This is a genomic window from Brasilonema angustatum (assembly GCF_059505445.1).
Map to the genome: position 1 here is coordinate 77,801 of NZ_JCACKO010000137.1, position 25,986 is coordinate 103,786.

Consider the following 25,986-nt stretch of genomic DNA (forward strand, 5'->3'; position numbering starts at 1 on the left):
CAGATAAAGATATTCTATAGATGTAAATATGTGTGAATAAATCTATCTTTAGTCATCTTTTACTACCTATGCTAACTACAAAACAACACAACACCCAACCCATGTGGCTTGTGATTATCCGGCTTTTGCGATGGCACAAACCAGAAGGACGGTTAATTTTAATGATTCCCGCTTTATGGGCTGTGTTTTTGGCAGCTGCTGGAAAACCACCCTTACCACTTGTTGGAGTGATCATTTTGGGTACTCTCGCCACAAGTGCTGCTGGATGTGTCGTCAATGATTTGTGGGATAGAGATATAGATCCACAAGTGGAAAGAACTCGCGATCGCCCTCTTGCTTCCCGTACGCTGACTGTGAAAGTTGGCATCATAGTTGCCATAGTGGCGATGGCATGTGCTGCAGTTCTTGCTTTTTATCTTAACGTACTCTCATTTTGGTTGTGTGTGGCAGCAGTTCCAGTTATTTTGCTTTATCCTGGCGCAAAGCGCGTGTTTCCTGTTCCGCAACTGGTTCTTTCTATCGCTTGGGGTTTCGGGGTTTTGATTAGCTGGAGTGCAGTGACGCATAACCTTTCACTCCCAACTTGGCTGCTTTGGGGTGCTACTGTGACGTGGACATTAGGATTTGATACAGTTTACGCCATGAGTGACAAGGAGGATGATCGACGAATTGGTGTCAATTCTAGCGCTTTGTTTTTTGGTCGTTTCGCGCCTGTTGCAATTGGCATTTTCTTTGCTAGCACTGTCTTTTTACTGAGTTGGCTAGGTTTAGTTCTGCAACTGGGTCCTAGTTTTTGGATTAGTCTTGCCATTGCTACTGTAAATTGGATTTGGCAATTCACACGCTTAACACAGAAAGATTTATCGAACTCTGCTTATGCTGAAATGTTCCGACAAAATGTGTGGATTGGTTTTATTGTCCTTGCTGGGATGATTGCTGGAAGTTTATTTTAATACCAATTTCAAAAATGTTTGCGACAGATGGAACACTAAAACCGATTACCAGTAACTCTTTCACAATCTAAAATCCGTCTTGAAAAGCTTTGATCGGAGGAAACCTCCGATCAAACTTTTCGCAAAATCTAAAATCCAAAATGGTATAAGTTCTGTATGCTGTGTTCTTCTTAATAAACTGCAATGAGAAAAATCATAATTGGAGTGATGGGACCAGGAGAAAAAGCTACAGCAGTTGATGTACAAAATGCTTATGAACTTGGGAAACTGATTGCAACAGAAGGATGGGTTTTGCTGACTGGTGGTCGAAATGTTGGCGTTATGGATGCGGCAAGTAGGGGAGCAAAATCTGTTAATGGTTTAACTATTGGTATTCTTCCTTGCGATCATAGCCAAGGTATTTCTGAAGCAGTTGATATTACCATTTTTACTGATATGGGAAATGCTCGCAACAATATCAATGTTCTCTCTTCTCATGTAGTCATTGCTTGTGGTATGGGTGCGGGTACTGCTTCAGAAATTTGCCTAGCTTTGAAAGGCAACAAGAAAGTGATTTTGTTGAGTGTAGATCAAGAAAGTCAAAATTTCTTCCAAAAACTCGCGCCCAAAAATGTTTATGTCGTGAATGAGGTGGAGAATGTAATGGCATTAACTAAGGAAATTTTAAGTCATACTAACACCTGAATCCAATCACTTTTTGGTGTTACATATTTTTGGGATGATTTTATTTTCTTTGCTTACTAGAAGACTTTTTTCTTGGCGCTTTTTGTGTCTTGGCTGTTCGTACTTTATCCCTTCTTTGTGCAACGCCGATTTTATTTTGTTGTAATAGTATATAACTTGTTCCAAGTTATGAGATTTATCCCCACGTAAGTAAGTCGGCACAATAAAACCAAACTGTGTTACGAAAAGTAAACAAGGCTCAAACCTTTTCTCTCCCTGCTCCCTGCTCCCTGCTCCCTGCCTTATTTCAACGATAATTATTTACGCCGACCTACTTAAACGGTCAGACAAAGGAAGCGCAAGATTACTTTGCGTTGTTGCCCATTCATAAGGAAAGCGATCGCGTGTAAAAACTGTAGCGGCTACTTGGTAACCTACAATCGCAATTTCCATACGACCTGCTGGGTTACCTTGCTCAAACATCTGCACCAGCTTACTAAACTCAACAATAAACCCCGCAGTGTATTGTGCTAAGATTTCCTTCAATTGTGGCAAGATATTCATTGCCCAAACTTGCAACACATAAGCCAAAGTATCATTCAGCTTGTCCTGATTTGCTGCCAAATAGGGGAACATTACTTGGGGATCACAATCTTTTTCAATTGCTTCCAATACATCAACTAAAAAAGTTTCATAAGCTTGCCAGGTGTGAGAACTTGCTTCTACTCCCAAAGAAGCACCCAACTAATTTTTGAGATTCAACAACCAATCTGCAGTTAATTGGCGACTTTGGTTTGCCATATTTCCTGCAACTTGTTCCAAGGCTATTAGGAACCCTTCATCTATCCATTCTTTATCCTCTGCTAAAATATCCATCGCTTCCGCATGAGTCGCGCATCTTAACAGATCTGCAATTGTATTTAAATAAGTTTGGATTCTTGTTTCGTCCATATGACTTGCCAGTTGTGACTTGAGCACGTTCACTGATTTATAATTTTATTGTGCAAAATTCAACTAGGCATTGTTATGTCACTCAAGAAATAACTTTTAACGCGAAAACCTGGTCAGCGGGACCAGGTTTATCTAAAAGATTTCGTAGTGATCAAATTGGTTTTATCGTGAGGAAATACAAAGGTTTTACAATTAGGGTGGACAATAACACTAACAAACTCAGCATAAAAAACGTTTTTCCGCTTTGGGATTTGGCTTCGCCTTTGCAACCTTGGCGCTGTGCCACTTATCATGATACTTATGCTGATATTTGCTCGGGCTGATGACGGAAGGACACCGGGTCATTTACCCTTTTCAGTTCGGTTGTGCCTTGTTTGGTGTCCTATTTATTAAGTTACCACCCTATTATGGAATTGCCTGCAGTTGTTTACTGAACTTAACAACTGGAGTTTAGCTTCTTCGCCTAAGGCTATAGCCAACCCAAAAATGTGCTTGTCAGGGTTACTAGATCGTGAAAAACAAGATCCCCGACTCCTTTAAAAGTTGTCGGGGATCTGTGTCTCTCTATTTATGCGCTACGTGCAGGCACTTTCACACAAATCAAATAGGATTACTATAGAACTCCTCAATAACAGGACAGAGGCGCGATACTTTGCGCCTCTACATCGCAATTACCAATTCCACATACGTTGGTTATCGTCTAAATGGTCAGTCACAATCCGCCCAATAACATCTATTTGGTACAAGTCTTCAGTCGAAAGTTGAACAGAAGCAGCTTGAGCGTTTGCGGTTGCTTGTTCGGGATAACGCACACCAGCGATCGCATAACTCTGCGGTTGAGCTATTAACCATGCTAGTGCTAACTGGGCAAGGGTACAGTTGTGACGTTCCGCAATTGGGCGCAGTTTTTCCAAAGCTTGTTGAGCTCGTTCAAAATTTTCTCCCTGAAATAGCTTATTCTTGGCGCGGTTATCTTGTGGGTCAAATTTGTGACCAGCTTCAAACTTTCCTGTCAACAATCCTTGAGCTAGAGGTGAATAAGCAATGATCGCAATCTTATGTTCGATGCAATAAGGCATTGCATCTTTTTCTACATACCGCCAAAATAAAGAATAAGGAGGCTGCAAGCTATCAACACGTCCGTATTGAGATGCTTCTTCTAACTGAGTTTTGGAAAAATTGGAAACACCAATAGCCCGAATTTTCCCTTGCTTTTTCAGGTGGTTAAGAGCGTTCATTGTCTCCTCAATTGGAACAAGTTCAGAATTGAACGAACCAGCCGGCCAATGAATTTGATATAAGTCTATGTAGTCAGTTCTGAGGTTTTTCAAGGAATGCTCACAACACTCAATCACCTGGTTGTATTTGAGATGGTTAGCAAAAACTTTCGTGGCATACTCAACTTGATCGCGAACATCAGATAAAGCTTGAGCAACAATTCTTTCTGAATGCCCGTCACCATAAACCTCAGCAGTATCAACTGTTGTCATACCAGCTTCAAACCCTGCTCGTATTGCTTTAATCGAGTCAGCATCCTCAACTCCCACCCACATTTTTTTACCAGCTTGCCAAGTCCCCATGAGAATAGGCGTAATTTTGACATCCGATGTACCCAGCGTTCGCTTTTCCATAATTACTCCTTAATGGTTTAATTCATTTGTTGCAGACAGTGACATAGTGTATCGGTCTTGGCGTCAAAATAAATCAGAGTAACAGTAGATGCTTACGGAAGAATTAATTATGACGAATCATGCACTCAAAGAATGGGCAGTTGCTATCAATGCCTTAGAAACAGGCAAAACAATTATGCTCCTCCGCAAAGGTGGTATCCATGAACGTCATGGACGCTTTGAGGTTAACCACAAGCAGATTTTGCTTTACCCAACTTTTGAACATCAACAGCCTTTCTTGCTCAAACCCGACTATACTAATTTGGTGATTCCAGTCACACCTGGTTGGCATCCAGAAACAGTTGGTATCAGCAGTTGGGCTGAAATTACAGATATTTTTCCAGTGAGTGAGGAGTCAGTCGTTAATGCTTTACTTCCATTCCACATTTGGAACGAGTACTTTATTAGCGATCGCCTCAAATGGAAACCGCGTCAGCCATTATATATTCTCCTCTTGCGGACTTACAAACTCCCCCAGGAGCAAGAAATTCCCTATAGTAGCAAGTATGGTGGCTGTAAGTCATGGATTGACTTGCACGGGTTTATTTCGTTACAAGGATCACAACCAATCTTGTCTGATTCGATATACACCCAATTAGTTGCCCAAATTCGCGATATTGTCAGTGATAAATTATATGCTCCATCCATATAACGTAGGACTTACGCACTTTACAAATCAACTATTGTGTGCATGACGTTCAGCAGGTCTAGTTCCGTGCGCTTTTACTATAGTCAGATGAGCACAAAAATTTCCCATTTCGATCTCAAAAGTGCATAAGTTGATTTTGCTTGCATCTAATTAAAGAAGAAGGGAAAGCAAATAGTATGACGCATATAATCAGATTTTTGTCAATTCGTAAGTCCTATAACTGATAACTATCAAAAAAAGTACTCAAAAATACATCAATTTTTGTGAACCATAGGATAGCATTGGCTAAACGCAAAAGATGACTGCGTTTCTTTTCATAGCCTTTCGTCTGTAAAGCGTCTACGTCTTACATTCGCTTTGAATTGTGTGACTTGTCTTGAGGTTAACCGCAGTGAAAAATACAGAAAGTACCCCAAAAGGGCGATGTAGATATTGACAGATGTCTGTAAGTATGCTTCTAAGCTAACTAAAATAAATCAGGAGTTTGCCATGCATGGAAGAATGTGCTGGTTGTCAAAATTTGGCGACAGTGAGGAAAAAATTTTGCATTTGCAGACAGGACCAAATGAACCTTGGCGTCCTTACACAGCCTTTGGGCAACTTGCAGTTCCAGATTACAAAATACCAGGCGGTTCTAGGGGTTGGGCGACTTTCCAAAAATTGTTAAAAGCAGGTTGGACTTTGATACCAACTGCAAGAGCAAACGAATTCTCGTCCTCAAGGACTTCAGTTGAGTCATGAGTCAAGACAGAAGGTAGGAAAGTTTTTCACTTTTTACAAACCCCTAGGCGAACCTTCACCACGGGGATCAGCTGCGCCTTCTAAAGTTCCGTCTGGTGTTACGACAATCGAATTAACATTACCCCAAGGCTTAGTTTGTTTAATTCTGTGTCCCCGACGCTGCAACTCGGCAAGAGTAAGAGCTTCCAAACCGAAAGGTTCGACTCTTAGTTCATCAGGTAACCACTGATGATGTATGCGAGGTGCAGATACAGCCATGCCAGCATCCATCTTGTATTCTAGTACATTCAAGAGGATTTGCAAGACTTGTGTGATAATGTTACCTCCGCTAGGCGCACCCACTGCTACACGGAGGTGACCATTTTCAGTCACAATAGTGGGAGTCATGCTAGATAGAGGCGTTTTACGCGGTGCGATTGCGCAAAGCGCAGACGCCAAGGGTATCGCATTCGCCTCAGTTTCCACAAGCCCAAACACATTCGGGACTCCAGGCGCAGCAGCAAAATCATCCATCTCGTCATTCATCAGAATACCAGTTCCTGGTACCACAACTCCAGAACCAAAACCGTAGTTGAGTGTGAAAGTTAAGCTAACAGCATTGCGCTGTTCATCTACAACAGTTAGGTGGCTGGTTTGAGGTGATTCATATCGAGTCGCGTAGAACCCCACTCCTAACTTTTTCTTGCGTGCAGCCAGAGGAAGGCTATTTCTGACTCTGCGCTTGCCCAGACTTTGTTGGCGGAAAAGATACTGCAATAATTGGGGATCAGCGGAATTTGATGTAAATTGCTGTAGCGTTTTATAATCTGCTGGCTTGACTTCACTTGAAGGTGTAGCCCTTTCCATGTTGATTTATTGACGCCGTTTTTTGGCGTAAGCGAGGCTGATAAGTTGTGCTACAGGAACTTTGACAAAATCTAGATCGCCCAAATATTGTGAACGATCAGCGTAGGCGATTTTCATCGCTTCCACTATCAAGTGTAAGGCGTCGGGGTGGTGCCATCCTAAAGATTTTAAATCTGTGTCACCAATAATATTTAGAATTTCTAATAGGTGAACTCCTCCAGATGAAGGAGGTGGCATTGAGCAAATTTTAGCTTGGCGGAAGTTACCACAGATTGGAGTGCGCCAGACGGGCTTGTAAGATTTAAGATCCTCACGAGTTATCAAACCACCGTTTTTTGACATGTCGGAGCCGATACGCCGAAGGCGTCAATTTTTACTAACAAATACAAATCCTCGGCTCTTACCAGAAGCTGAGTCAGTCGTTGCCATAGCCTTCCATAAATCTGCTGTTTTCACCCAAACTGGTGGATATTTGTAACGAGAAACGTCCATAATTAAAAATCTATCTGTTTTTTCGTTATATGCTGCTAGAGGTGATATATGTCCACCTTTTTCTTGTCCAATGTCTTTACGTAAATAATTAACTAAAACGAAATTCCCTGGCTGTTTCAAATTTTCTGATACCAGTTTATTAAAATCTTGTAGGTTAGTATCACTTGCGTGGTAAACCTTAACTTTTACACCATAACTCCCTAATAATTGTCCCATTTTATCTAGCGTCATACCCATACGAGAAACAATCTCAGGTGCTAACACTTTTCGGGTAGCTTCGTTTGTAAAAAAGTTTTCTTGAGTGAACACATGGTAAGGAGAATACTGCGGCGCTTCTGGTGCTGGAATTTGCAAACCATTCAGCACCATAACAATACTAGCGACTCCACAATATGCCTGATTGTTTTGGGTAACAAACTGCATACTGAGTGGGAAGAAATCTTCTCTTGATTGACTTTCTAATAATAATTTTTCTCCTTCAGGCGAATTGAAGGCAATTAAAGTTTTAGGCAGAGTGAGTGTTTGAGCAAAGACACTTCCAGCAGCAATAACAGTACCTATGATCAAAGCATTGAAAGGTACTTTGCTTGTTTGGAGTAAAATATTCTTCATAGTAATCTCTTCTGAAAGAATTTATAATAAATAAACTCTACCAGAACGAGTGACGCATGAGATGATGATTAGGCTAAACCGTTGGCTTTGCGAAACTCGCTGACAACTTCCTTAACATCACGTAACTCGCCCTCAACTAAGTTGTTTAAGTGGCGCATTTGGGAAGCCGAAATTTTTCCACTAAGTTGGGCGATCGCCTTCCTTAATTCTGGATGCTTTTGCAATGTTTCTTTACGTACTATTGGCGTTGCTTCATAAGGTGGGAAATACTGCTTATCATCCTTTAGTACAACTAAACCTAAGCGAGATATTTGCCCATCAGTAGAATTTGCACTTATGATATTGACTTGCTTTTGTAAAAGCGCACGGTATAGCAATCCCAAATCCATAATCCGAGGAGACTGAGCAAAGTGTAAACCGTAAGTTTTAGACAATCCAGGGAAACCATCTTCCCTGTCCATAAATTCGTAACCAAATGCAGCGCGCCACTGAGGTGCATATTGAGCAGCTTCAGAGAGAGTTTGAATATTATAACGTCTTGCATCTTCACCGCTTATGATCATCGCAAATGTATTTTCAAAACCCAAAGATTTCATCACTTCCAAATTAAATTGCTGGGCATAAGCTTGTTTTAACCGTTGATAAACCTCTTTTGGATCGTTAATTACTCTTTGTTTTAAAATAGCAGTGAAAGCCGTACCTGTATACTCAACATAAGCATCAATTTTGCCAGTAGTTATAGCTTGATGACAAACAAAAGTACCCATCAAGTCGCGCAGTTCAACTTTTAAATTTGTTGTTGCTTCGATTTGCTGTGCTAAAAGTTCGCTTAAAATAGCCTGCTCACCAAGACCTTTAGAAGCAACAACAATATCACCACCACTTTTATTAAACTGACAGCTGACAATCCCCATTACCAAAGTAAAAGTTACAAGGAAAAAGGTGATTTTCTTTTTCATCTATAGGAATCCGGTTTGATTTGGTGAATTACAAAGTAGAGACGCTTAACAGGGAACAGGGAAGAAGTAATAAAAGTGTACCTAGCTTCGTCAAAAATCAAATACGAGTCCTATATCTATCTTCTTCACTATTGCTGAACTATAATTCGTTCTATTTTTTCTTCACTTGAAATTTTCCCTCCAACCAACCAATAGTAAAATCAGCAAGCAAAGCAATAGCGGCAGCCGGAATTGCACCAGCTAAAATTAACTGATTATTAACTGTTACAATACCACGAAAAATCAACTCTCCTAAACCACCAGCACCAATCGCTGCTGCTATAGTTGCAATTCCAATCGCAATAACCGTTGCCACCCGCACCCCTGCTAGGATAACACCCAGAGCCAAGGGAATCTCCACTTGAAGCAACAGTTGTTTATCAGTCATTCCCATGCCTCGCCCAGCTTCTATTATGGCTGGATCGACACCAGTAATACCCGTATAAGTATTCCGAATCAGTGGTAACAAAGAGTATAGTATTAGGGCAACAGCTGCGGGAACTGTTCCAATTCCGCCGATCACAGGTATGGGGATAAGCAAGCCAAAGAGTGCTAAACTGGGGACGGTTTGCATAATATTTGCAATACCAAGAACCGGTGCCCGGAGATTCTGTTGGCGAGTAATTAGTATACCAAGTGGGATACCTATCAGAGTCGCAATTCCAATAGAAATTGCTACCAACAGCAAATGTTCCAAACTATGTTCCAAGATTTGCGGAGCATATTTTATCAGGAAGAAGTTATTGATGTTCATAGGGCTGGTTTAAGACATTGCAGAAATGCGAGTGCTTCTGGGTGTTGAGAACCCTGAAATTCCTCTGGTGTACCCAACACTACTAATTTTCCTCCATCCATTAACCCAATTCTTGAGGCCAACAGAAATGCTTCTTGGATATCGTGAGTGACAAACACAACTGTCTTACCCAGTTCCTGCTGTAACCGTTTAAATTCTTGTTGTAGTTCTAAACGCGTGATTGGATCGAGTGCGCCAAAAGGTTCATCCATCAATAACACTGGTGGATCTGCGGCTAGCGCCCTTGCGACACCAACTCGTTGTCTTTGCCCTCCTGAAAGTTCATGTGGATATCTTTGAGCAAATTTTTCTGGTTCTAAACCAACTAAATCCAACAGTTCACGAACTCGTATTTCAATCTGTCTGGGTTTCCAACCTTGTAAAGATGGAACTAAGCCCACATTACGTTCCACTGTAAAATGTGGAAATAAACCTGTTTCTTGAATCACATAACCAATCTTGCGCCTAAGTCTAATTTCATCCCATTGAGTTGTGGGAATGCCATCAAATACTACCTTGCCTTGTGTAGGTATAAATAGGCGATTGATTAATTTCATTGTCGTAGTTTTGCCACTACCACTACGTCCTAGTAGTATCAGTGCCTCTCCCTGATGGATAGTAAAATTGAGGTTTGATACCAAAGGTCGATTATTCCGGCTAAAGGTGACATTGTCAAATTCGACAGCAATTTGGTTGTCCTGCGACATGGGTAACTTACAAGCTGGTTTTCTGTCATTATCTTCTGATTTTAGTCATATGGGGGATTCGATACTGCTGTAGTAACTGAACTGCCCAGACAGCCATACTTCCAATCTGAATTGTTAGGTAACAAACTATTTGTCTTGTTATCAAACAAGTGTCGTAAAGGTGTTGAGTAGATGTCGTTTTCACCTAAAGTGTGTTTTACATAATGGTTTTTTAGATACTTAACAGCCAAGAAAACCAGAAAACAATGTTATCTATTTGGCGAATCCCTGATAGAGCGTGACTATATAAGCATTATCTTAAGCGACACTAAAAACGTTAATAACGACAAATAATTTGTTACTCCACATCAGCAAGGGCAATCAAATCTGATCGTTTGATTGCTCTTGTCCAGAATCATGAGTTACGATTCCACAGGCTAAGCGTCCACCACCAGCTTCTGCTGCTGTTCCGCCCGCTTTTTGCTGATCCGGTAATAAGTGAATAATAATTGCACTACCATTTTCATCAAACAAAGTCACCGGACCTTCACTGAGGGTGACTCGACTAGTTAGCACATTGTATGTTGCATGTCCCTGTTCATCCACAACTAGGTTTGGCAAGTCACCTAAATGATATGGGTGGTTTGCTTCTACTGGAAGTTCCGAACCAAAAGGACCAGGATCAAAGTGTCCACCTGTGGTCGTAAAAGCAGGTTGGGCACTGGGTTCGCACACGCCCGCAGCATGAATGTGGAGTCCGTGCAAACCGGGAGTTAAGGTTGCTGGATTGCCTTGAATATTACCTTGAATTCGTACCAATCCATTATTTCGCTGCTTCAAGATTAAGGTGCCACTAATATCTGTACCTGTAAGCTCAACTCGTGCTCCTATAGGACTCTGCGCTATGGTGGGTTGCCCTGATGTAAGTGTGTAAATCAGCATCAAACAAACAGAGACTGCGAAAATAAACAGAGATTTTTTTGGTGAAAACTTAATCACTATGACCTCCTACGTTCATAGTAGATAACTTGATTTAGATTCTACACTGGGCAGGTATCCGAGTTGAATAGATAGTCTTTTATAAATTCTCAATGAACAAAAAATACAAGATATATACTGTAAAACAAGTATTGAGTCAAATGAGCTTCATGTAAAATTTAATATAGCTTTATTTTTAACTAACTATCCCAAATTATACTGGTTGCAAACAAGCACATCTTGGCAAAAAAATTAGCATAAGCTAATACAAAGATTTGCCAACAAAACCAGAAGAATTGAAAAAAAATGAGCCATGAATAATGGTATAAATAGTCGTTTGCCTGAGTTAGAAAAACTTACAAACACAACTCAAGCACGCATAGAAACCGAAAAGAGTTCTGCTCCTGCCTTGATGCATCTGCTATCAAGGCTCTTTTTCCTAACAAAAACTATTGTCAGCTTTGTCGCAGGGATGCTAAGTGGACTGATCCAACTGGGATCCAAATCTTTTAGGAGTATAAAAATAAAAAGGGGCACGACAATTGGTGCACTGGTGATGGCTGCAATCCTAGCCGGACATACTGTATCGGCACAGGTAACTGCACCGCCTCCGTTGAGTCAGGTAAAGGTTCCGCAACCAGATAATTTGGGGGATTTTATCAAGGATAAGGTAGCGGCGATCGCCCTAGGAAAATCTCTTTTTTGGGATATGCAGCTTGGCAGCGATGGCATCCAGTCCTGTGCCAGTTGTCACTTTAAGGCCGGAGCTGACAGCAGATCCAAAAACCAGATCAACCCAGGTCGGATTAACCCAGATCAAATAGATATAACTTTCAATACGGGAGGCAGTCCAAACTACCAGTTAACGTCAGGAGATTACCCATTCCATAAGCTGTCGGATCCAAATAACATCTCATCGACCGTTGTGTCCGACAGTAATGACGTCACTGGCTCTCAAGGGGTTTTTCGGTCAGAATTCGTTGACATTGTTCCAGGCAGTGACAAGGACAAAGTAACTCCTAAAAAGGATGATGTCTTCAATGTCAATGGCACGAACGTACGTCGGGTAACGCCGCGCAATACACCGTCGGTGATTAACGCTGTGTTCAACTTTCGTAACTTCTGGGATGGACTGGCTCAGAACACCTTCAACGGGGTGAATCCCTTGGGTTTGAGAGACCCTAATGCTTTTGTTTTGAAAGCAACCAGTCCGAGGCAGCTCGAAGATGTACGAGTCAGTCTCAATAATTCGTCTCTAGCTTCACAGGCGGTGGGACCGCCGCTTAATGCCTTCGAGACGGCATTTGAAAACACCACTATCATCGCGCCGTTTCGGGTTGCGCAGTCCGAAACAAACGAGGACACAGTTACGGTGACTGACGCACAAGGTCGGACTGTTGAGAATAAACCTGATTCGCAGGCGTCCCAAAACAGCCAAAGCACTACCAACACACCTGATTCCTCAAGGCAACAACCTTCGACATCAAGTCCGACGCCTTTAAAAAGGTTTGGTAGAAAACTCGGTAAGAAGCTACTTGCCCTAGACCCGCTTGCGAAGCAGATTGTGGCTTATGATGACAGCGTTTTAGGTTCTTTAAGCAGATCGTCGCGTTATTCGTCCAAACCAGGTCTGAGAAAGTCCTACGAGGCGTTGATCCGGGACGCCTTCAAACCGGAGTGGTGGCAATCAAATGTGGTCATCCGAGTTGATCCAAAAACTGGTGAGCGAACTTTCCTCCGTAAGCCGAAGAACCGCTTAAGCACAATCGAATACACACAGATGGAATATAACTTCTCGCTGTTCTTTGGGCTAGCAGTTCAGGCGTACGAATCAACTTTAGTGTCTGCTGATACACCGTTTGACCAGTTCTTAGCTGGGAATACTAGCGCCCTGACTTCCCAGCAACAGCAGGGGTGGACTATTTTCCAGAGCAATGGCTGTATTGGCTGCCACGCAGGATCGGAATTGACCGCCGCTTCAGTGAGTACCGTCGCTCAAAGGAAACGAATCGGACGTGCGCCGATACCTGGGAACCCTGCTGAAGACACTGGCTTCTTCAGGATTGGTGTCAGACCCAACAACGAAGACCCCGGTTTGGGTGCTCTTGATAGGAGTGATAAAGACGACTCAGGAAATCCCCTGGGCAATCCGCTCTCCGAGGCACGGCTAGCTCAGCAGGGTAAATTTAAGCAGCTCCTCGGCGAAGATCCCCCTACCCTCAATCCACCGCTAAGTTCTAGTGAAACGGTGATTGCAGACGGAGCGTTTAAAGCACCTGGACTCCGCAATGTGGAACTCACTGCCCCCTACTTCCACAATGGAGGTCAAGCGACCTTGGAGCAAGTAGTTGATTTTTACAGCCGGGGCGGCGACTTTGGCGGTTTGCCCGTGCTGAACCTGAAACCAGAGGATAAACAGGCGCTAGTTGGCTTTTTGAAAGGGCTGACTGATGAGCGAGTCCGCAATCAAAAAGCGCCCTTCGACCACCCGCAACTGTTTGTTCCTAACGGACATCCAGGAAATCAATACTCCGTCACCATCGACCCCAACGTAAAAACCAATGACGGTACCACGCAAGCTACGGATTCTCTGTTGGAAATCCCCGCTGTCGGTCGTAACGGTGGCAATCCTCTGCCAAACTTCTTGGCAACCTCTTGAGGAACTGACGTAGTTCATAACTGAAAAAAGCCTGGTTTTCCAGGCTTTTTTATGGGGCAATCATTGTTTATAGCAGTTGCCAGGTAGATTAAGACATTAACGAATGAGAAAATACGGAAACCACGGGACAATCACACGCTGCTCCCTGCTATATAATGTCAACGCTCTAGGACAACGTTTGAAGTTTGTTCATCACAAATGCTGTCAGTGGAGTTATGCTCCGTAGGCTGTACACTAAATCCCCCAATACGCCAGTTGTCTGCCATGCCTTTGATAAAACTGGCGATGGGTATCGCAACCAACAAACCTAGCACTCCTCCCAGTTTTGTTCCCAATAACAAAGAAATGACCACCCACACAGGATTTAAGCCAGTCAAATTCCCCAAAAGACGCGGAGCAACAAAATTACTATTGACTTGGTCAATCATCACTGTAATAGCTAAGACTTCAACCCCTAGCCAAAAGTTTTGCAATCCCAGCAACAAACTAACTATAGCGATACCTATGCCTGTACCAAAGGGAAATAAAGAAAAAAATCCAATCACCAGACCAAACAATAAAGCCAAAGGTATTCGTAGCGCTATAAATACAAGTATCAGAATAACCGCTAGCAAAGCAGCGACTGTTGCTTGACCGATAAAGTAATTTTGAAAGTCTTCACGCAACAATTGTCGTACTTGCGAACCAGTATGAGGCGGAAACCACTGAAAAATTCCATCCCAAAGACGTTCTCCATTTAAGACTAGGTAGATTGTCAACACAACCGTCAGTAGCACGTTAAGCAGACTACCAATGGTATCCACCGCAATACCAAGAATTTGACCTGTAAAGGACTGAAGTTGATTGGAGAATCTGTCTAACAGTTGAGTTAAAATGCCACTTAAATTAACCGGAAGCTGTTGGGTTGCAGCCCAGTTTTGGAAAGCTTGAAGTTGTTGCGCTCCAGAATCAATCCAACTTGGTAAAAAATTAGCTAGTTCGTTAAGCTGTTGCAGAATCAAGGGAAATAAGGTGAAAGTCAAAGCCACGACAAGTACTACAGTTAACAACAACACGCCTCCCACGGCTAAGTTGCGTTTAACCCTTTGTTTTTGGAGAAACCGAATTGGATAGTCCAGAACAAAAGCTAGCAAACTGGCGGCGACAAAGATATTGACCAAAGGTTGAAAATACTGCACAACCTGAAGCAATACCCAACCGTTGAGTGCAATAAGGGGAAACGCTAAGCCCAAACTTAACCATTGCGGTAGTTTGTAGTTACTCATTAGTCATTAGTCAGAAAAACACTTGAGCTATGAGAGGATTTATTCTGTCTCTCCATAAAATCTAACAGAATTCTTTGATGCACAGGCCCAAAGGGTCGTACGTCTTTTGACACAGAAGAATAACTCGTACCTAGACAAATGTCTTCTGGTGTCATTAAACCCATATCCCAACCTTCGTTGAGAACCAATTGGTTTAATTCTACTGTGAGTGGTGCACAGAACACATGACGAAAAACTCTTTCATCAGGATAACAGCCAAACTTGGAAAACGTTGATGGTAGAGTGTAGCCAATTTCTTCTAAAATTTCCCTTTGTACTGCAACCTCAGGGGTTTCACCCAGTTCAATGTGTCCACCAAATAGCGCCCAATGACCGGGATAGAGAATATTGGGGTTATTATCCCGCAACTGCACGAGAAACTTGTCTTCTTGGTAAAGAATGGCGATCGCCACTTCGGTTGTCATATTCACTCCTTATAATAAAGCCCTCGCACAGCAAGGGCTTCATCTGTTATTTAGCTATACTACTTAGGAGCGCTAAAGCCAGCCTTTCCAGCTGTGGCTACATCCGCAAAGCAGATATCTGGCTTGACCTTTGCGTAATCAGGTGACTTGGGAGCATGATATATATTGCCACGCTTTTTCGTCACTTTGCCTTTAACAGGAGCACTGCTGGGACAGGTAGTTTCTCCTTGTGGCTTAACGCCTAACTTTTGAGCTTCCGCTGAAAGTGTTCCCTCTGTTGAGGTACTAGCTCCACCAGACGGAGCTGTTGTAGATGTGGATCCGCCAGATTCGCTAGATGGAGAAGAAGTGTTACTTGACTCTTCAGCCTTATTCCCGCAACCTGAAAGGACTAAGATAGTCAACAATGCGATGGACATTATCCATCGATGTTGCAACGGATGTTTCATAGCTTGTTCTTTTTGCCGAAATGTAGAAGTGAAACCCTATTTAACCAACACTAACTTGATCACTTTGTACGTCTGTTGCACCAGTTACACCCTGAGCAACTTGTACCAATTGGTCGAGAATATCTTGACTGGGAACTGACCCTTTGAGAACAACTGTACCGCCTGTTTGTGCTACGTACAAGGAGTCAATATCATCAAAAGAGCCGTCTTCATCAAAAGCTAGAGCAACCCGCTTTGCCAGACCACTCTGGTCGTACTCTCCATTTAACCCCAATCGCTCTGGAGCAATGCTTTCTTCCCCGCCTGTTTCCTCTGGCGCTGCTGCTGGCTCAGGATTCACTTGAGCATCTTCAGGTTTTTCCAAGCCAAAAAGTCGTTGTAACCAACCCATAAGTTTTTTCTCCAAATTTAAAACACTTTCATTCACTTGGTCTATTTGAAATCAGGGTTATTTTTTTCTCAACAACCCGCACAGTTTTGTATTCTCTACCATTTGTTAATCAATTGCCTAGTGATTTGGAACACAAAAAACAACCCTGCTTTTAAACCAGAGTTGTTGCTTTATGAAAAGGCAGCAAATCATTATAGTCAACAACTCGAAAAGTTGTTTCTTTCTTTATACTGAAATCTGTCTCAGTTGTCTCTAAAGCAACGTTAATCAATGATGACTTAACAAGATATAGCAGATACGTACAAAAAATCCTAAAGAAAAAATAAACTTTTAAATGTGTCAGAATTCTCGTTCAGATGCTTTTCTTTTCTTACGGGGTATGTGTCCTTTATTTTACGAAGATTAGTCCGGCGGTACAGTTTTAAACGCAGCGCCTGCTGTTTGGATCTGTGGAGACTTGCATTTGGAGAACTTTGGTAGCTACAAGGGGGAGAATCGACTGGTATTGCAGTTGCCAGGTAGATTAGGACATGAACTAATTAAGAGTTAAGCGTTAATAGTTAAGCGTTCCCTAAAATTCAGCGATCGCAGATGAACTCATAGATTTTGCCGCCTCTACTCAGTGGCGCAAACCTTTACTCGATTATGCTCGTGCTTATTCTGCTCAGATACACAAAGATTGTAGTGCTATTTGTGCCGCTTTTGATACTGCCTCTAGCGCTTAAGTTTGTTAGCTAAATCTGCCCCAATTACAACAGTCACATCAGAGAGAATATCTCCCACAGAAGCAACCATAACCTGACCTGTACCAAGAGTACTGCTAACTGCGTTTGCAGCTTCCGGATTACCATGTTGGGCAATAATTTGAGTTCGTCCACCCGAGTCTACCCCTGTATCAATCTCATGATGAGTGACGTAAACGTTTCTAAAACCATGTTTTTTGAGAATGGAGACTACGGTTTTTTCAACTTCCGGTTGTTTTGTTGCATTTTCTACAGCAATTCTCAATGTCTGGGGCGCAACTGAGTTGACTTCACTGTCTAGAGCACTGGGAGTTTGGACATCAAAATAACGTGATATAATACTAGCTGTGGCATCGGGGTCGGAAATCCAGTAACTACGTTTGTATTCTTTGTTGCTACTAAACCGCCCAGGAAGCATAATTAAGTGCATCTGGTGGCGATTGTTTGTTGCTACAGTTTGAGCGATCGCCAGTATCTCCTCCACCGACAAGTCAGTCTCCACATTCTCTTTGACTACCTGCATAATTTGAGGCACTTTTGCAATAGTTCCAGGCTGAAGCGCTGTACGTAAAATTTCTCTAAGCACTTCTTGCTGACGCTGCACGCGACCAATGTCGCCTAAGGCATCATGGCGGAAGCGGACGTACTCCTGTAAATGTTGCCCATTCAGTTTCTGCCTTCCGGGGGAAAAGTGGATGTTTAGATGTTGCGTGTGGTCTATGTAGTCCATTTTTTTGGGAACATTCATTTCGACTCCCCCCAGTGCATCGACCAAATGAATAAACCCTTCAGTATCAACTCGGATATAGCGGTCAACCGTAACACCATTCAACAACTGACTGACAGTTTCTGCCGCCATTTTTGGTCCACCGCGCACGTTGGCATCATTGATTTTATCGATACCGATATCTGGTAAGTGCACGAGCGTATCCCGTGGAATTGATAGAATATTGATTTGATGGCTATCTGGCAGTAGTCGCACCAGCAGCAATGTATCACTGTTACCAGCTAGTGCTTCAGCAGGAGTAAACTTTCCTTGGTGCGGATGTCCTGAGTTATCGATACCGAGAATCAGAATGTTAACGGGATGTTCCAGGGTTGCAGGGATAAAACCTGTCAAGCTTGCAGGACTGTGAGGTAAGTGAGAGGCAGCATAATTTTTCAAGGGAGTTAAATTCAACAGAAGAGAAAAAAATGCTCCTGAAGCTATAGATATCAGTGTGATCATTCCCAAATAAAATGGCAATCGCTCCATATTCCATTTCCGAGGGTTATCTTTTTGTGTCACTTCTCACCTGCAAGCTATCTAGAAAATTTAATGTAATATTTTTAACAAATTAACATAAGCGTCAGTCGCCAGGAGGAACCAGCACGTGATCAGGCAAACCCTACAGTAGGCGTCTGGTGAGACCAGCGCTGCAGGAGGGGAGCCACTGCGTTGGACGGGTTTCACAGGCTTAGACGCCCGGAGGGCGGCTTCCCGAAGGGTAGCATGTGGCGTTTTCCCGACCTAGGCGACTGGCGTATGCGCAAAGCGCACGCCCAGAGGTCTAAAGCGCAGCGAGACCGTTCGGCACGGGGCCGTGCCCGTTAGGCGCAGCCGTGGCGTTAGCCATAGGGCTCAGGTCTTTCCCGATAGCCGTAAGGCATGGCGTTAGCCATAGGGCGTTCAGAATGAACATAGTAGCGATTCTTAGTCTCGTCTTGGGTTTAAATCTCCAGTTTCAATGGGGGATGCCTACAATTGGTTGGAATCCAAATCCCGCTAGCGTAAATGATTCTGACGGATGATTTTGACTCCTGGATTCTTTCTTTTAACTTTTTATCAATCAGATCACAACAGTATCAGCTTTATTTATGTCAACTTAGGTAAATTATGTCATTCTCATGCGATCAACCTCCTAAAAAGTGCTAGTTTGCCACACGTCATACTGTCGCCATTCATTAGTCACAGCAACAACACAAGCACAGGTTAATTTGTCTGTAATTTATTTGCAAACAAATTCATTAAACCAGTTAAATTATGCTTTCTCTTATAGTGGCGACTACAGGCTGTGCCAACGGTAGCGAGGTTAATCTGGACTTTACTAGCTTAGGCTGGATTGATGTGATTATTTTGGGTATTGTCCAAGGAATTACAGAACTCTTACCGATAAGTAGTACTGCTCATATGCGGATAGTACCTACTTTATTAGGACTGCAAGATCCTGGCTCTGCTTTTTCAGCAGCAATGCAACTAGCCAGTTTAACAGCTGTTTTGAGTTATTTCTGGAAAGACTTAAAAAAATTGACGGGAGAAACGGTAAGAGCAATAACTGGGCAAGACTATCAATCGAGTTCTTTTCGGCTCATGCTGGGTTTGTTGCTAGGAACTTTACCCATTAGTGTTGCAGGTTTACTACTTAAACCAATTCTCAACGCCTGTGACTCCCCAATGCGAGGTTTGGTTGTCATTGGTGCAGCATCTATTGTGATGTCTTTGCTGCTGGCGATCGCGGAAAAACGAGGAGAACGCGATCGCACTTTTGAAAAAATTACCCTCTGGGATGGAATTTGGGTAGGGGTTGCTCAAGCCTTTGCCCTGATACCAGGCGTTTCTCGTTCTGGTTCCACTCTCACAGCTGCACTATTTTTAGGGATGGAACGGGAGACAGCCGCAAAATTTTCTTTTTTGTTGGGCTTACCAGCAGTGATTTTAGCTGGGGCTTTGGAATTGCATACTCTTTTCAAAGCAGGATTGAGTGGGGCTGGTTGGTTGACACTTCTTATCGGCTTAATCTCTGCCAGTATTTCTGCTTTTGTAGCAATTTGGGGACTTCTACGCTACTTGGAAAAACACAGCACTTTGATTTTTATCTTTTATCGCTTTGGGATGGGGATATTTTTGATAGTGGCTGTCATTTCAGGTTGGTTGCCCAATTGATGAGTCATTTCATATCCGGTAAATTAAGCATAACAGGACTTACCCAAGGGAAACGTAGTTGTGTCATTGCGACGAGGAGTGCGCAATCTCACAGTCAAGTTCATTAGTAACTCGTGCGTAATTACATAATATAAGTCAGGAGTGCATTAAATGTAGGATTGTCCAAAGGGGCCAAGCCAAGAGTTGCTGACATCAAATGTTAAGTTGTAAAAAATGCTGATTATGTCAAAATTTTTGAATTGTGCCTCCCACTGCTTTGTACACAATGCCAGAAACTTTGAAAAATTTTTTGGCATCTCAGGACTGATTGATTGTACAATAATCGATTCAAATGGAATAACCATCCGCACGGCATCATGAATAGAGAATGGAGACAGCGGTATTATGAATGACTGGAATTTGCCCTGGGAAGGCGGATGCCGTTGCGGACAACTGCGGTTTAAGGTGAGTGCTGCGCCTTTGCTTACTATGGCTTGCCACTGCACGGGTTGCCAGCAAATGACAGCTAGCGCTTTTTCTTTAAGCGTCGCGATCCCAAGCGTTGGCTTCTCGCTACTGAAAGGTCAGCCGGTTATCGGCGGCTTGCACGGTGCGGCTCGCCACTACTTCTGCCCGCACTGCATGAGTTGGATGTTTACTCGTCCGGAAGGAATAGACGAATTCGTTAACCTTCGGGCGACGATGCTGGACGATGCGTCATGGTTCATGCCATTCATCGAAACTTGGACGAAGGAAAGGCTGTCATGGGCGACGACCCCCGCGGTTCATAGCTTCCAGACCTGGCCCGCTTACGAAGAATATCCAGGACTGATAGAAGAATACGCCCAGCTAGCGTCGAAACCTGTACGATGACTGCAACTTGTATGAGATGCCAAACCTTTGTGCAAATTTCCGAATTTGTTATATGAGTCGGAACTTCGCCATTTTTCTTATAGGATGATATCGTTCTCCTCGTTTTGCTGGGAGCTTCTTTGAGCTAGATGCTCTCAGAGTGTTTAAAAATAAATATTTTATATTATCACTCTTCATCTATATACACTTCCCCATATTCTTTGTCTCCTAGAGGAATACTCTGATAACGAACTTTACCCTTAATCACCACTTGTACTCCCTGGCGTAGACCAGTTTGATTGGTGATCACCCAAATTTTTCCTGTCGAATCATTAATTTGATATGCATATCGATTGAGAAGAGGAACTCTCTTTTCTACCTTACCTTGTACGTAAAGTGTTTTACCATCCTCTTGTTGTGCTTTTAAGTCCTGAATTTGGGTGATGTTGGCTCCTATGGCATTTATGCCCAAGTACCCTAAACTACCACAACTGAGTAGTCCGACTAAAAGCAAAAGACTTAATCCCAAGCGTGTGAGTACGGCAAAGCTCTGGCTATCTAATACTGAGAAGTTTAACTTTTTCACTTTTTGGATAATCTATATCATCTATTGAGCCAATTTTGGCATCAGTGCTTGACTTGTGACAATTTTCATTTAGAAAGTAACTATCAATACTTTGTCTTTCGGTATCAAAAACACTTAACAAACAGCTCAAAAGCGGAGCCAAAGACTGTCAAGCTCCGGTCATGCCAGCGCAGTATTTAAAATAAATTCTGTGTACGATTAAGTTTAAGATTGTAAGCTCGCCATTTTTAACAGAAGAACTCAGGGGTTAAGCAAAAAAGTGAATGTTGCTGAATTAGTCACTGTTTCAATTATTCTGCTACTTGTTGCTACCTGTGTAGCTTTGCTGACACGCTGGCTGCGAGTCCCTTATGTTGCGGGTTTAGTTTTAGCAGGCTTAGCAATTACAGAACTTCTACCACGGCGCATCGGTTTAAACGATTCCCTGATTTTGAATCTGTTTTTGCCGATTCTGCTGTTCGAGGCAGCTATCAATACTGATCTCAGCCGCCTCCGCAGCACCATCAAACCAATAGCCTTGCTAGCCGGACCTGGGATTGTGATTTCCTCTGGTATAACAGCAGCGCTGTTGAAATGGGAACTAGGACTGAATTGGACAGCAGTATTACTGGCAGGGGTGATTTTGGCAATCACTGATACCGTTTCCGTGATTGCTGTATTCAAGGAAGTGCCTGTCCCTCCCCGTCTTTCCACCATAGTTGAGGGAGAGAGCTTATTTAACGATGGAGTGGCGCTAGTTTTATTTAGCTTAATTGTAAAAATTCATGACGTTGGCTCACTGACAATCCTCAATGGATTACAAGAATTGTTTGTGGTCATTGTTGGTGGAACCGTGGTGGGGCTTGCTGTGGGTTATTTGAGTACGAGTTTATTTGTTCGCTCAGATGAGCCGCTCAGTAGTATTTTACTGACAGTGGCTGTGGCATTAGGAGCATTTCAAATTGGGCAATCTTTCAGCGTTTCTGGTGTGGTAGCTGTGGTTGTTGCGGGATTAATTGTTGGAAGTATTGGACTTTCAAGTCAAATATCAGCTTCTACTCGATTGCCGTTGCTCAGCTTTTGGCAGTCTATCTCTTTTGGTGTCAATAGCTTTATTTTCCTACTCGTGGGTATAGAAGTTGATTTACTCACTCTCTGGAGAACTCTGCCCGCAGTGTTGCTGGCGATCGTTGCTTATCAAGTGGGGCGCATACTTTGCGTCTATCCGCTGTTAGCTATATTACGTTGGTTTGACCGGCCAATTCCGTGGCGCTGGCAGCACGTCTTGTTTCTTGGCAATATCAAAGGTTCTCTTTCTATGGGGTTAGCACTCAGCATCCCAACAACAGTAACAGGACGAGAACAAATCATTGCCATAGTATTTGGGACAGTGTTGCTGTCCTTACTCGGGCAGGGAGTGAGTTTGCCGTGGATAGTGAAACGTTTGCACTTGTCCCAATTTTCAGAATCTCGTCAGCACGTTGAAGAATTACAAGCCCAATTAATCACAGGTAAGGCAGCGCAAGATGAATTAGATAGTTTGTTAAAGTCAGGAATATTACCAAAAGCCATTTACGAAGAGATGCGCTCAGCTTATCAGGTGCGAGTCGCAGGAGCAGAAAAAGCTTTGCGGGAATTGTACAATCGTCGCCCAGATGAATTTGATCTTAAAAGTGATGGACACAGGAAACTCGAAGCCATTCGCCGCCGTTTACTATTGGCAGAGAAAGGAGCACTCAACGACGCAATACGTAAACAAATTCTTTCAGAAGAAGTTGTACAACAGCGACTTAAAAATATTGATGAGCAATTGCTCGCGTTAGAAGATGATTAGTCGCTGTGAAGAAACACAGGGGTGTAGGGGTGTAGGGGAAAAAGGTGTTTCTTTGATTCGTAGCGGGTGGCGTGCCTGAGAGTGGGGACTACTCTAAAGGAGCAAAGCGCTTTAACAACAGGGCTAAAACAATCATAGGTAAGCCTGCTGCAAGGCAAATTAAACCTTGAGCTAAACTCAGTGGTGCTGTATCAAATACTTGATTCATAATGTTCCACTGGCTAAAAAGGACTTGCAGAATAACAACAGTGACAATACCAATTGCGGGCGCATAACCAATGGATTTTGTTTTTCCCCTAAGCTTAGCAACAACTGAGGGTAAGAATTGGCTGATTCCTAGCAGATAGAAGATTTCCGCTGCAACTAAAGCGTTAATCGCCATTGTGCGGGCTAAATTTGTATTGCCCGTAGTTTGTAGTATCCATTCATATACGCCAAAGATAACAATCCAGTTCAAAATAGAAACTGTCAGGACGCGCTTGAGCAAACTGCCTGAAAGTAAAGGTTCATTGGGGTTGCGTGGGGATAAGCGTTTGACGTTGGGAGATTTCGGCTCAAAGGCTAACGGTAAGCACAGGGCAACGCCACTTACCATGTTTAGCCATAGTATTTGCACGGGTATAATTGGCAGGGTTGCTGCAAAGAACATACCAATCAAAATCGTCATGGCTTCCCCGCCGTTAATTGGTAAGATGAAGGCGATCGCTTTGAGCAGATTTTGATAAATTGTCCGACCTTCTTCAATCGCAGCTTCTATTGAGGCAAAATTATCATCTGTCAAAATCATGTCAGATGCTTCCTTGGCAACTTCGGTTCCAGTTATCCCCATAGCGATACCGATATCTGCTTGGCGTAAAGCCGGAGCATCATTGACACCATCTCCGGTCATTGCTACAATTTCACCTTTGGATTGCAGAGCTTCGACTAGCTGCAGTTTCTGTTCCGGTGCTACACGCGCAAAAACCATACTATCCTCTACTACTTGAGCGAGTTGCTGCTGGTTCATCCGAGCAAGTTCCTGTCCTGTGAAAACACGTAAAATTTGAGTTTTTTTTATACCAATTTTTTGAGCGATCGCATCAGCAGTTAAGGCATGATCCCCCGTAATCATCTTCACTTGAATGCCTCTTGATTTGCAGGCTTTGACGGCAGTAATTGCTTCAGGTCGGGGAGGGTCAATCATGCCTTGTAGACCGAGAAAAATTAATTGCTCGTTGATATCAGAATGATCTACAGAGTGCTGGTTCTTTCTTACAAGTTTTTTAGCAAAAGCTAGCACTCGTAAACCTTTTTGTGCCATTGCATTAACTTGTTGCTCCACTTGTTTGGAGTCTAGGTGAGTAACTTTCCCGTGTGTGTCAAGCATCCGCTCGCAGCGATGGAGAATTGCTTCCACTGAACCCTTAACATAGATAACCTTGTCTGAGTTGATTTCATGCAAAGTTGCCATGTATTGAAATTGAGATTCAAATGGGATCGCGTCCACTCTAGGCATTTCCCGCTCAAATGCTGATTGGCTCAAACCTGCTTTACGAGCAACGACAATCAACGCTCCTTCTGTTGGATCTCCAGCCACTACCTGCTGTCCGTCTTGTTGTTGTATGTGAGCGTCATTGCACAACAGTCCTGCTAACAAGCATTCATATAAAGCCGAATTATCGGTCACATCAACAGGTTGTTCATTTAGTAAGATTTCACCCTCTGAGGCATAGCCCACACCACTCACTACATAATGCTTGCCACTGATAAAAATATCTTGAACTGTCATTTGGTTTTGAGTGAGTGTGCCCGTTTTATCAGAGCAGATAACAGTGGTACTGCCTAAAGCTTCTACCGCTGGCAATTTCCGAATAATCGCATGGCGACGAGCCATACGAGAAACACCAATCGCCAAAGTAATTGTGATAATTGTAGGTAACCCTTCTGGAATCGCACTGACTACTAAGGCTACAGCTGCTTTAAAGCCATCAACCACAGATTCTCCCCGCCCTAAACCAACAGCAAATGTCAGTGCGGCTAGTACCAGAATAACGTAAAGCAATTTTTTGCTAAATCTATCGATCTTGCGTGTTAGTGGTGTTTCCAAGTCTGTAGTTTGATCGATCAACTGTGAGATCTTGCCTGCCTCAGTTGTTGCGCCGATCGCCACAACCAAACCACTTCCCCGTCCAGAAGTCACCAAACTGCCAGCATATGCCATATTCGTTCGCTCTGCCAGTGGGATATCGCTTTCAAGTGGATCGACTGCTTTCTCAACCGCAATAGATTCCCCAGTCAAAGCCGACTCGTCAACTTGTAAATCCCGGACTGTGATCAGCCGCAAATCAGCTGGTATTCGATCACCAGAGGACAGGACGACTAAATCACCTGGGACTAAGTCGTTGGAGGGAATAAGTGATTTTTGACCACTGCGGATAACAGACGCCTCTGTTGTGGTCATTTCTGCCAACGCTGCGATCGCACTTTCAGCTTTAAATTCTTGGATAAAACCAATAATCGCGTTAAGCAGTGTCACAGCAAAAATGACCCCAGCATCTACCCAATCTTGGAGTAAAGCCGTGACGACTCCAGCTACCAACAAAATATACAACAGGGGTTGGTTAAATTGCAGAAGAAAACGCCACAAAGGATTTTTCTTTTTCTGGCTAGATAGTTGATTAAGACCAAAACGTTCCTGTCGTTGAGCCACTTCATTTGAAGTCAGACCATCTTTTTGATGGCTATCTATATGCCGCGCTACCTCAGCAGGAGAGATATTATGCCATACAATTTCCAACGAATCCTTAATAGCTGTTGTCATAGTGCTCCCTGTTTTTAGTTTAAGATTGAC

23 protein-coding genes and 2 pseudogenes are annotated in these 25,986 nt (G+C 43.0%); 9 read left to right on the plus strand and 16 right to left on the minus strand.

The window, feature by feature from the left end:
• Positions 1-68 precede the first annotated feature (68 nt).
• Together AC5JM2_RS25825 and AC5JM2_RS25830 are read left to right on the plus strand one after the other, a co-directional pair.
• Positions 69-953: a 4-hydroxybenzoate solanesyltransferase gene (locus tag AC5JM2_RS25825; protein WP_495837679.1), complete on the plus strand. Its 885-nt coding sequence runs from the start codon at positions 69-71 to the stop codon at positions 951-953.
• Between the two features lie 183 nt (positions 954-1,136).
• Positions 1,137-1,637 (plus strand): SLOG cluster 4 domain-containing protein, encoded by a 501-nt coding sequence (locus AC5JM2_RS25830; protein ID WP_495837680.1) that lies wholly within the window; start codon positions 1,137-1,139, stop codon positions 1,635-1,637.
• Positions 1,638-1,937: 300 nt separating this feature from the next.
• Here AC5JM2_RS25830 and AC5JM2_RS25835 read toward each other — a convergent pair whose 3' ends face one another.
• The 3 genes from AC5JM2_RS25835 to AC5JM2_RS25845 all read right to left on the minus strand — a co-directional run bounded on the left by AC5JM2_RS25835 (position 1,938) and on the right by AC5JM2_RS25845 (position 4,198).
• Positions 1,938-2,348: a hypothetical protein gene (locus AC5JM2_RS25835; RefSeq protein WP_495837681.1), complete on the minus strand. Its 411-nt coding sequence runs from the start codon at positions 2,346-2,348 to the stop codon at positions 1,938-1,940.
• A gap of 12 nt (positions 2,349-2,360) precedes the next feature.
• The gene (locus AC5JM2_RS25840) at positions 2,361-2,567 is read right to left on the minus strand and encodes a hypothetical protein (RefSeq protein ID WP_495837682.1); all 207 of its coding nucleotides are present in this window, start codon (positions 2,565-2,567) and stop codon (positions 2,361-2,363) included.
• 671 nt (positions 2,568-3,238) lie between these two features.
• Positions 3,239-4,198, minus strand: coding sequence for an aldo/keto reductase (locus AC5JM2_RS25845; protein ID WP_495837683.1), 960 nt, complete (start codon positions 4,196-4,198; stop codon positions 3,239-3,241).
• Between the two features lie 109 nt (positions 4,199-4,307).
• Between AC5JM2_RS25845 and AC5JM2_RS25850 the strand changes: the two genes are divergently transcribed.
• Together AC5JM2_RS25850 and AC5JM2_RS25855 are read left to right on the plus strand one after the other, a co-directional pair.
• Complete coding sequence (locus AC5JM2_RS25850) at positions 4,308-4,889, plus strand: DUF1802 family protein (RefSeq protein ID WP_495837684.1); 582 nt, start codon at positions 4,308-4,310, stop codon at positions 4,887-4,889.
• A 486-nt stretch (positions 4,890-5,375) separates the two neighbouring features.
• Complete coding sequence (locus AC5JM2_RS25855) at positions 5,376-5,627, plus strand: hypothetical protein (protein WP_495837685.1); 252 nt, start codon at positions 5,376-5,378, stop codon at positions 5,625-5,627.
• Positions 5,628-5,660: 33 nt separating this feature from the next.
• Here the strand turns inward: AC5JM2_RS25855 and AC5JM2_RS25860 are convergent.
• From AC5JM2_RS25860 to AC5JM2_RS25885, 6 genes and pseudogenes are all read right to left on the minus strand, one after another.
• A pseudogene (locus AC5JM2_RS25860) lies at positions 5,661-6,833 on the minus strand (gamma-glutamyltransferase family protein); the annotation flags it as partial.
• A gap of 6 nt (positions 6,834-6,839) precedes the next feature.
• Complete coding sequence (locus AC5JM2_RS25865) at positions 6,840-7,577, minus strand: phytochelatin synthase family protein (protein WP_495837686.1); 738 nt, start codon at positions 7,575-7,577, stop codon at positions 6,840-6,842.
• Positions 7,578-7,645: 68 nt separating this feature from the next.
• Complete coding sequence (locus AC5JM2_RS25870; RefSeq protein ID WP_495837687.1) at positions 7,646-8,536, minus strand: glycine betaine ABC transporter substrate-binding protein; 891 nt, start codon at positions 8,534-8,536, stop codon at positions 7,646-7,648.
• A 151-nt stretch (positions 8,537-8,687) separates the two neighbouring features.
• Positions 8,688-9,329 (minus strand): ABC transporter permease, encoded by a 642-nt coding sequence (locus AC5JM2_RS25875; RefSeq protein WP_495837688.1) that lies wholly within the window; start codon positions 9,327-9,329, stop codon positions 8,688-8,690.
• The gene (locus AC5JM2_RS25880) at positions 9,326-10,075 is read right to left on the minus strand and encodes an ATP-binding cassette domain-containing protein (RefSeq protein WP_495837689.1); all 750 of its coding nucleotides are present in this window, start codon (positions 10,073-10,075) and stop codon (positions 9,326-9,328) included. Before AC5JM2_RS25880 ends, AC5JM2_RS25875 begins: the two co-directional genes overlap by 4 nt.
• 360 nt (positions 10,076-10,435) lie before the next feature.
• Positions 10,436-11,056 (minus strand): superoxide dismutase family protein, encoded by a 621-nt coding sequence (locus AC5JM2_RS25885; protein ID WP_495837750.1) that lies wholly within the window; start codon positions 11,054-11,056, stop codon positions 10,436-10,438.
• A 289-nt stretch (positions 11,057-11,345) separates the two neighbouring features.
• Here AC5JM2_RS25885 and AC5JM2_RS25890 point away from each other — a divergent pair, with 289 nt between their 5' ends.
• Positions 11,346-13,691, plus strand: coding sequence for a cytochrome-c peroxidase (locus tag AC5JM2_RS25890; protein ID WP_495837690.1), 2,346 nt, complete (start codon positions 11,346-11,348; stop codon positions 13,689-13,691).
• A 158-nt stretch (positions 13,692-13,849) separates the two neighbouring features.
• Here the strand turns inward: AC5JM2_RS25890 and AC5JM2_RS25895 are convergent, their stop codons facing one another.
• The 4 genes from AC5JM2_RS25895 to AC5JM2_RS25910 are packed head-to-tail and all read right to left on the minus strand — an operon-like array spanning position 13,850 to position 16,260.
• Complete coding sequence (locus tag AC5JM2_RS25895) at positions 13,850-14,956, minus strand: AI-2E family transporter (RefSeq protein WP_495837691.1); 1,107 nt, start codon at positions 14,954-14,956, stop codon at positions 13,850-13,852.
• Entirely contained in the window at positions 14,956-15,420 is a 465-nt protein-coding gene (locus tag AC5JM2_RS25900) for an NUDIX hydrolase (RefSeq protein ID WP_495837692.1), read from the minus strand. The genes AC5JM2_RS25895 and AC5JM2_RS25900 overlap by 1 nt, the downstream gene beginning before the upstream one ends.
• 59 nt (positions 15,421-15,479) lie before the next feature.
• Positions 15,480-15,869: a sunset domain-containing protein gene (locus tag AC5JM2_RS25905; protein ID WP_495837693.1), complete on the minus strand. Its 390-nt coding sequence runs from the start codon at positions 15,867-15,869 to the stop codon at positions 15,480-15,482.
• Positions 15,870-15,909: 40 nt separating this feature from the next.
• Positions 15,910-16,260 (minus strand): BON domain-containing protein, encoded by a 351-nt coding sequence (locus AC5JM2_RS25910; RefSeq protein WP_495837694.1) that lies wholly within the window; start codon positions 16,258-16,260, stop codon positions 15,910-15,912.
• A gap of 433 nt (positions 16,261-16,693) precedes the next feature.
• On the opposite strand from AC5JM2_RS25910, the pseudogene AC5JM2_RS25915 reads away from it, so the two are divergent.
• Positions 16,694-16,810: pseudogene (locus AC5JM2_RS25915) on the plus strand (DUF2252 family protein); the annotation flags it as partial.
• Between the two features lie 164 nt (positions 16,811-16,974).
• Here AC5JM2_RS25915 and AC5JM2_RS25920 read toward each other — a convergent pair.
• Complete coding sequence (locus AC5JM2_RS25920) at positions 16,975-18,291, minus strand: LCP family protein (protein WP_495837695.1); 1,317 nt, start codon at positions 18,289-18,291, stop codon at positions 16,975-16,977.
• A 735-nt stretch (positions 18,292-19,026) separates the two neighbouring features.
• On the opposite strand from AC5JM2_RS25920, the gene AC5JM2_RS25925 reads away from it, so the two are divergent.
• Positions 19,027-19,926 carry an undecaprenyl-diphosphate phosphatase gene (locus tag AC5JM2_RS25925; RefSeq protein WP_495837696.1) on the plus strand — a complete coding sequence of 300 codons (900 nt, stop codon included), beginning with the start codon at positions 19,027-19,029 and terminating at the stop codon, positions 19,924-19,926.
• 384 nt (positions 19,927-20,310) lie between these two features.
• Positions 20,311-20,778, plus strand: a complete 468-nt coding sequence (locus AC5JM2_RS25930; RefSeq protein WP_495837697.1) for a GFA family protein — start codon at positions 20,311-20,313, stop codon at positions 20,776-20,778.
• A gap of 166 nt (positions 20,779-20,944) precedes the next feature.
• Here the strand turns inward: AC5JM2_RS25930 and AC5JM2_RS25935 are convergent, their stop codons facing one another.
• Positions 20,945-21,343 (minus strand): hypothetical protein, encoded by a 399-nt coding sequence (locus tag AC5JM2_RS25935; protein ID WP_495837698.1) that lies wholly within the window; start codon positions 21,341-21,343, stop codon positions 20,945-20,947.
• Between the two features lie 259 nt (positions 21,344-21,602).
• Here AC5JM2_RS25935 and AC5JM2_RS25940 point away from each other — a divergent pair, with 259 nt between their 5' ends.
• Entirely contained in the window at positions 21,603-23,156 is a 1,554-nt protein-coding gene (locus AC5JM2_RS25940; protein ID WP_495837699.1) for a cation:proton antiporter, read from the plus strand.
• Between the two features lie 88 nt (positions 23,157-23,244).
• Here the strand turns inward: AC5JM2_RS25940 and AC5JM2_RS25945 are convergent, their stop codons facing one another.
• On the minus strand, positions 23,245-25,956 hold the full coding sequence (locus tag AC5JM2_RS25945; protein WP_495837700.1) for a cation-translocating P-type ATPase: 2,712 nt from the start codon (positions 25,954-25,956) through the stop codon (positions 23,245-23,247).
• Positions 25,957-25,986 lie beyond the last annotated feature (30 nt).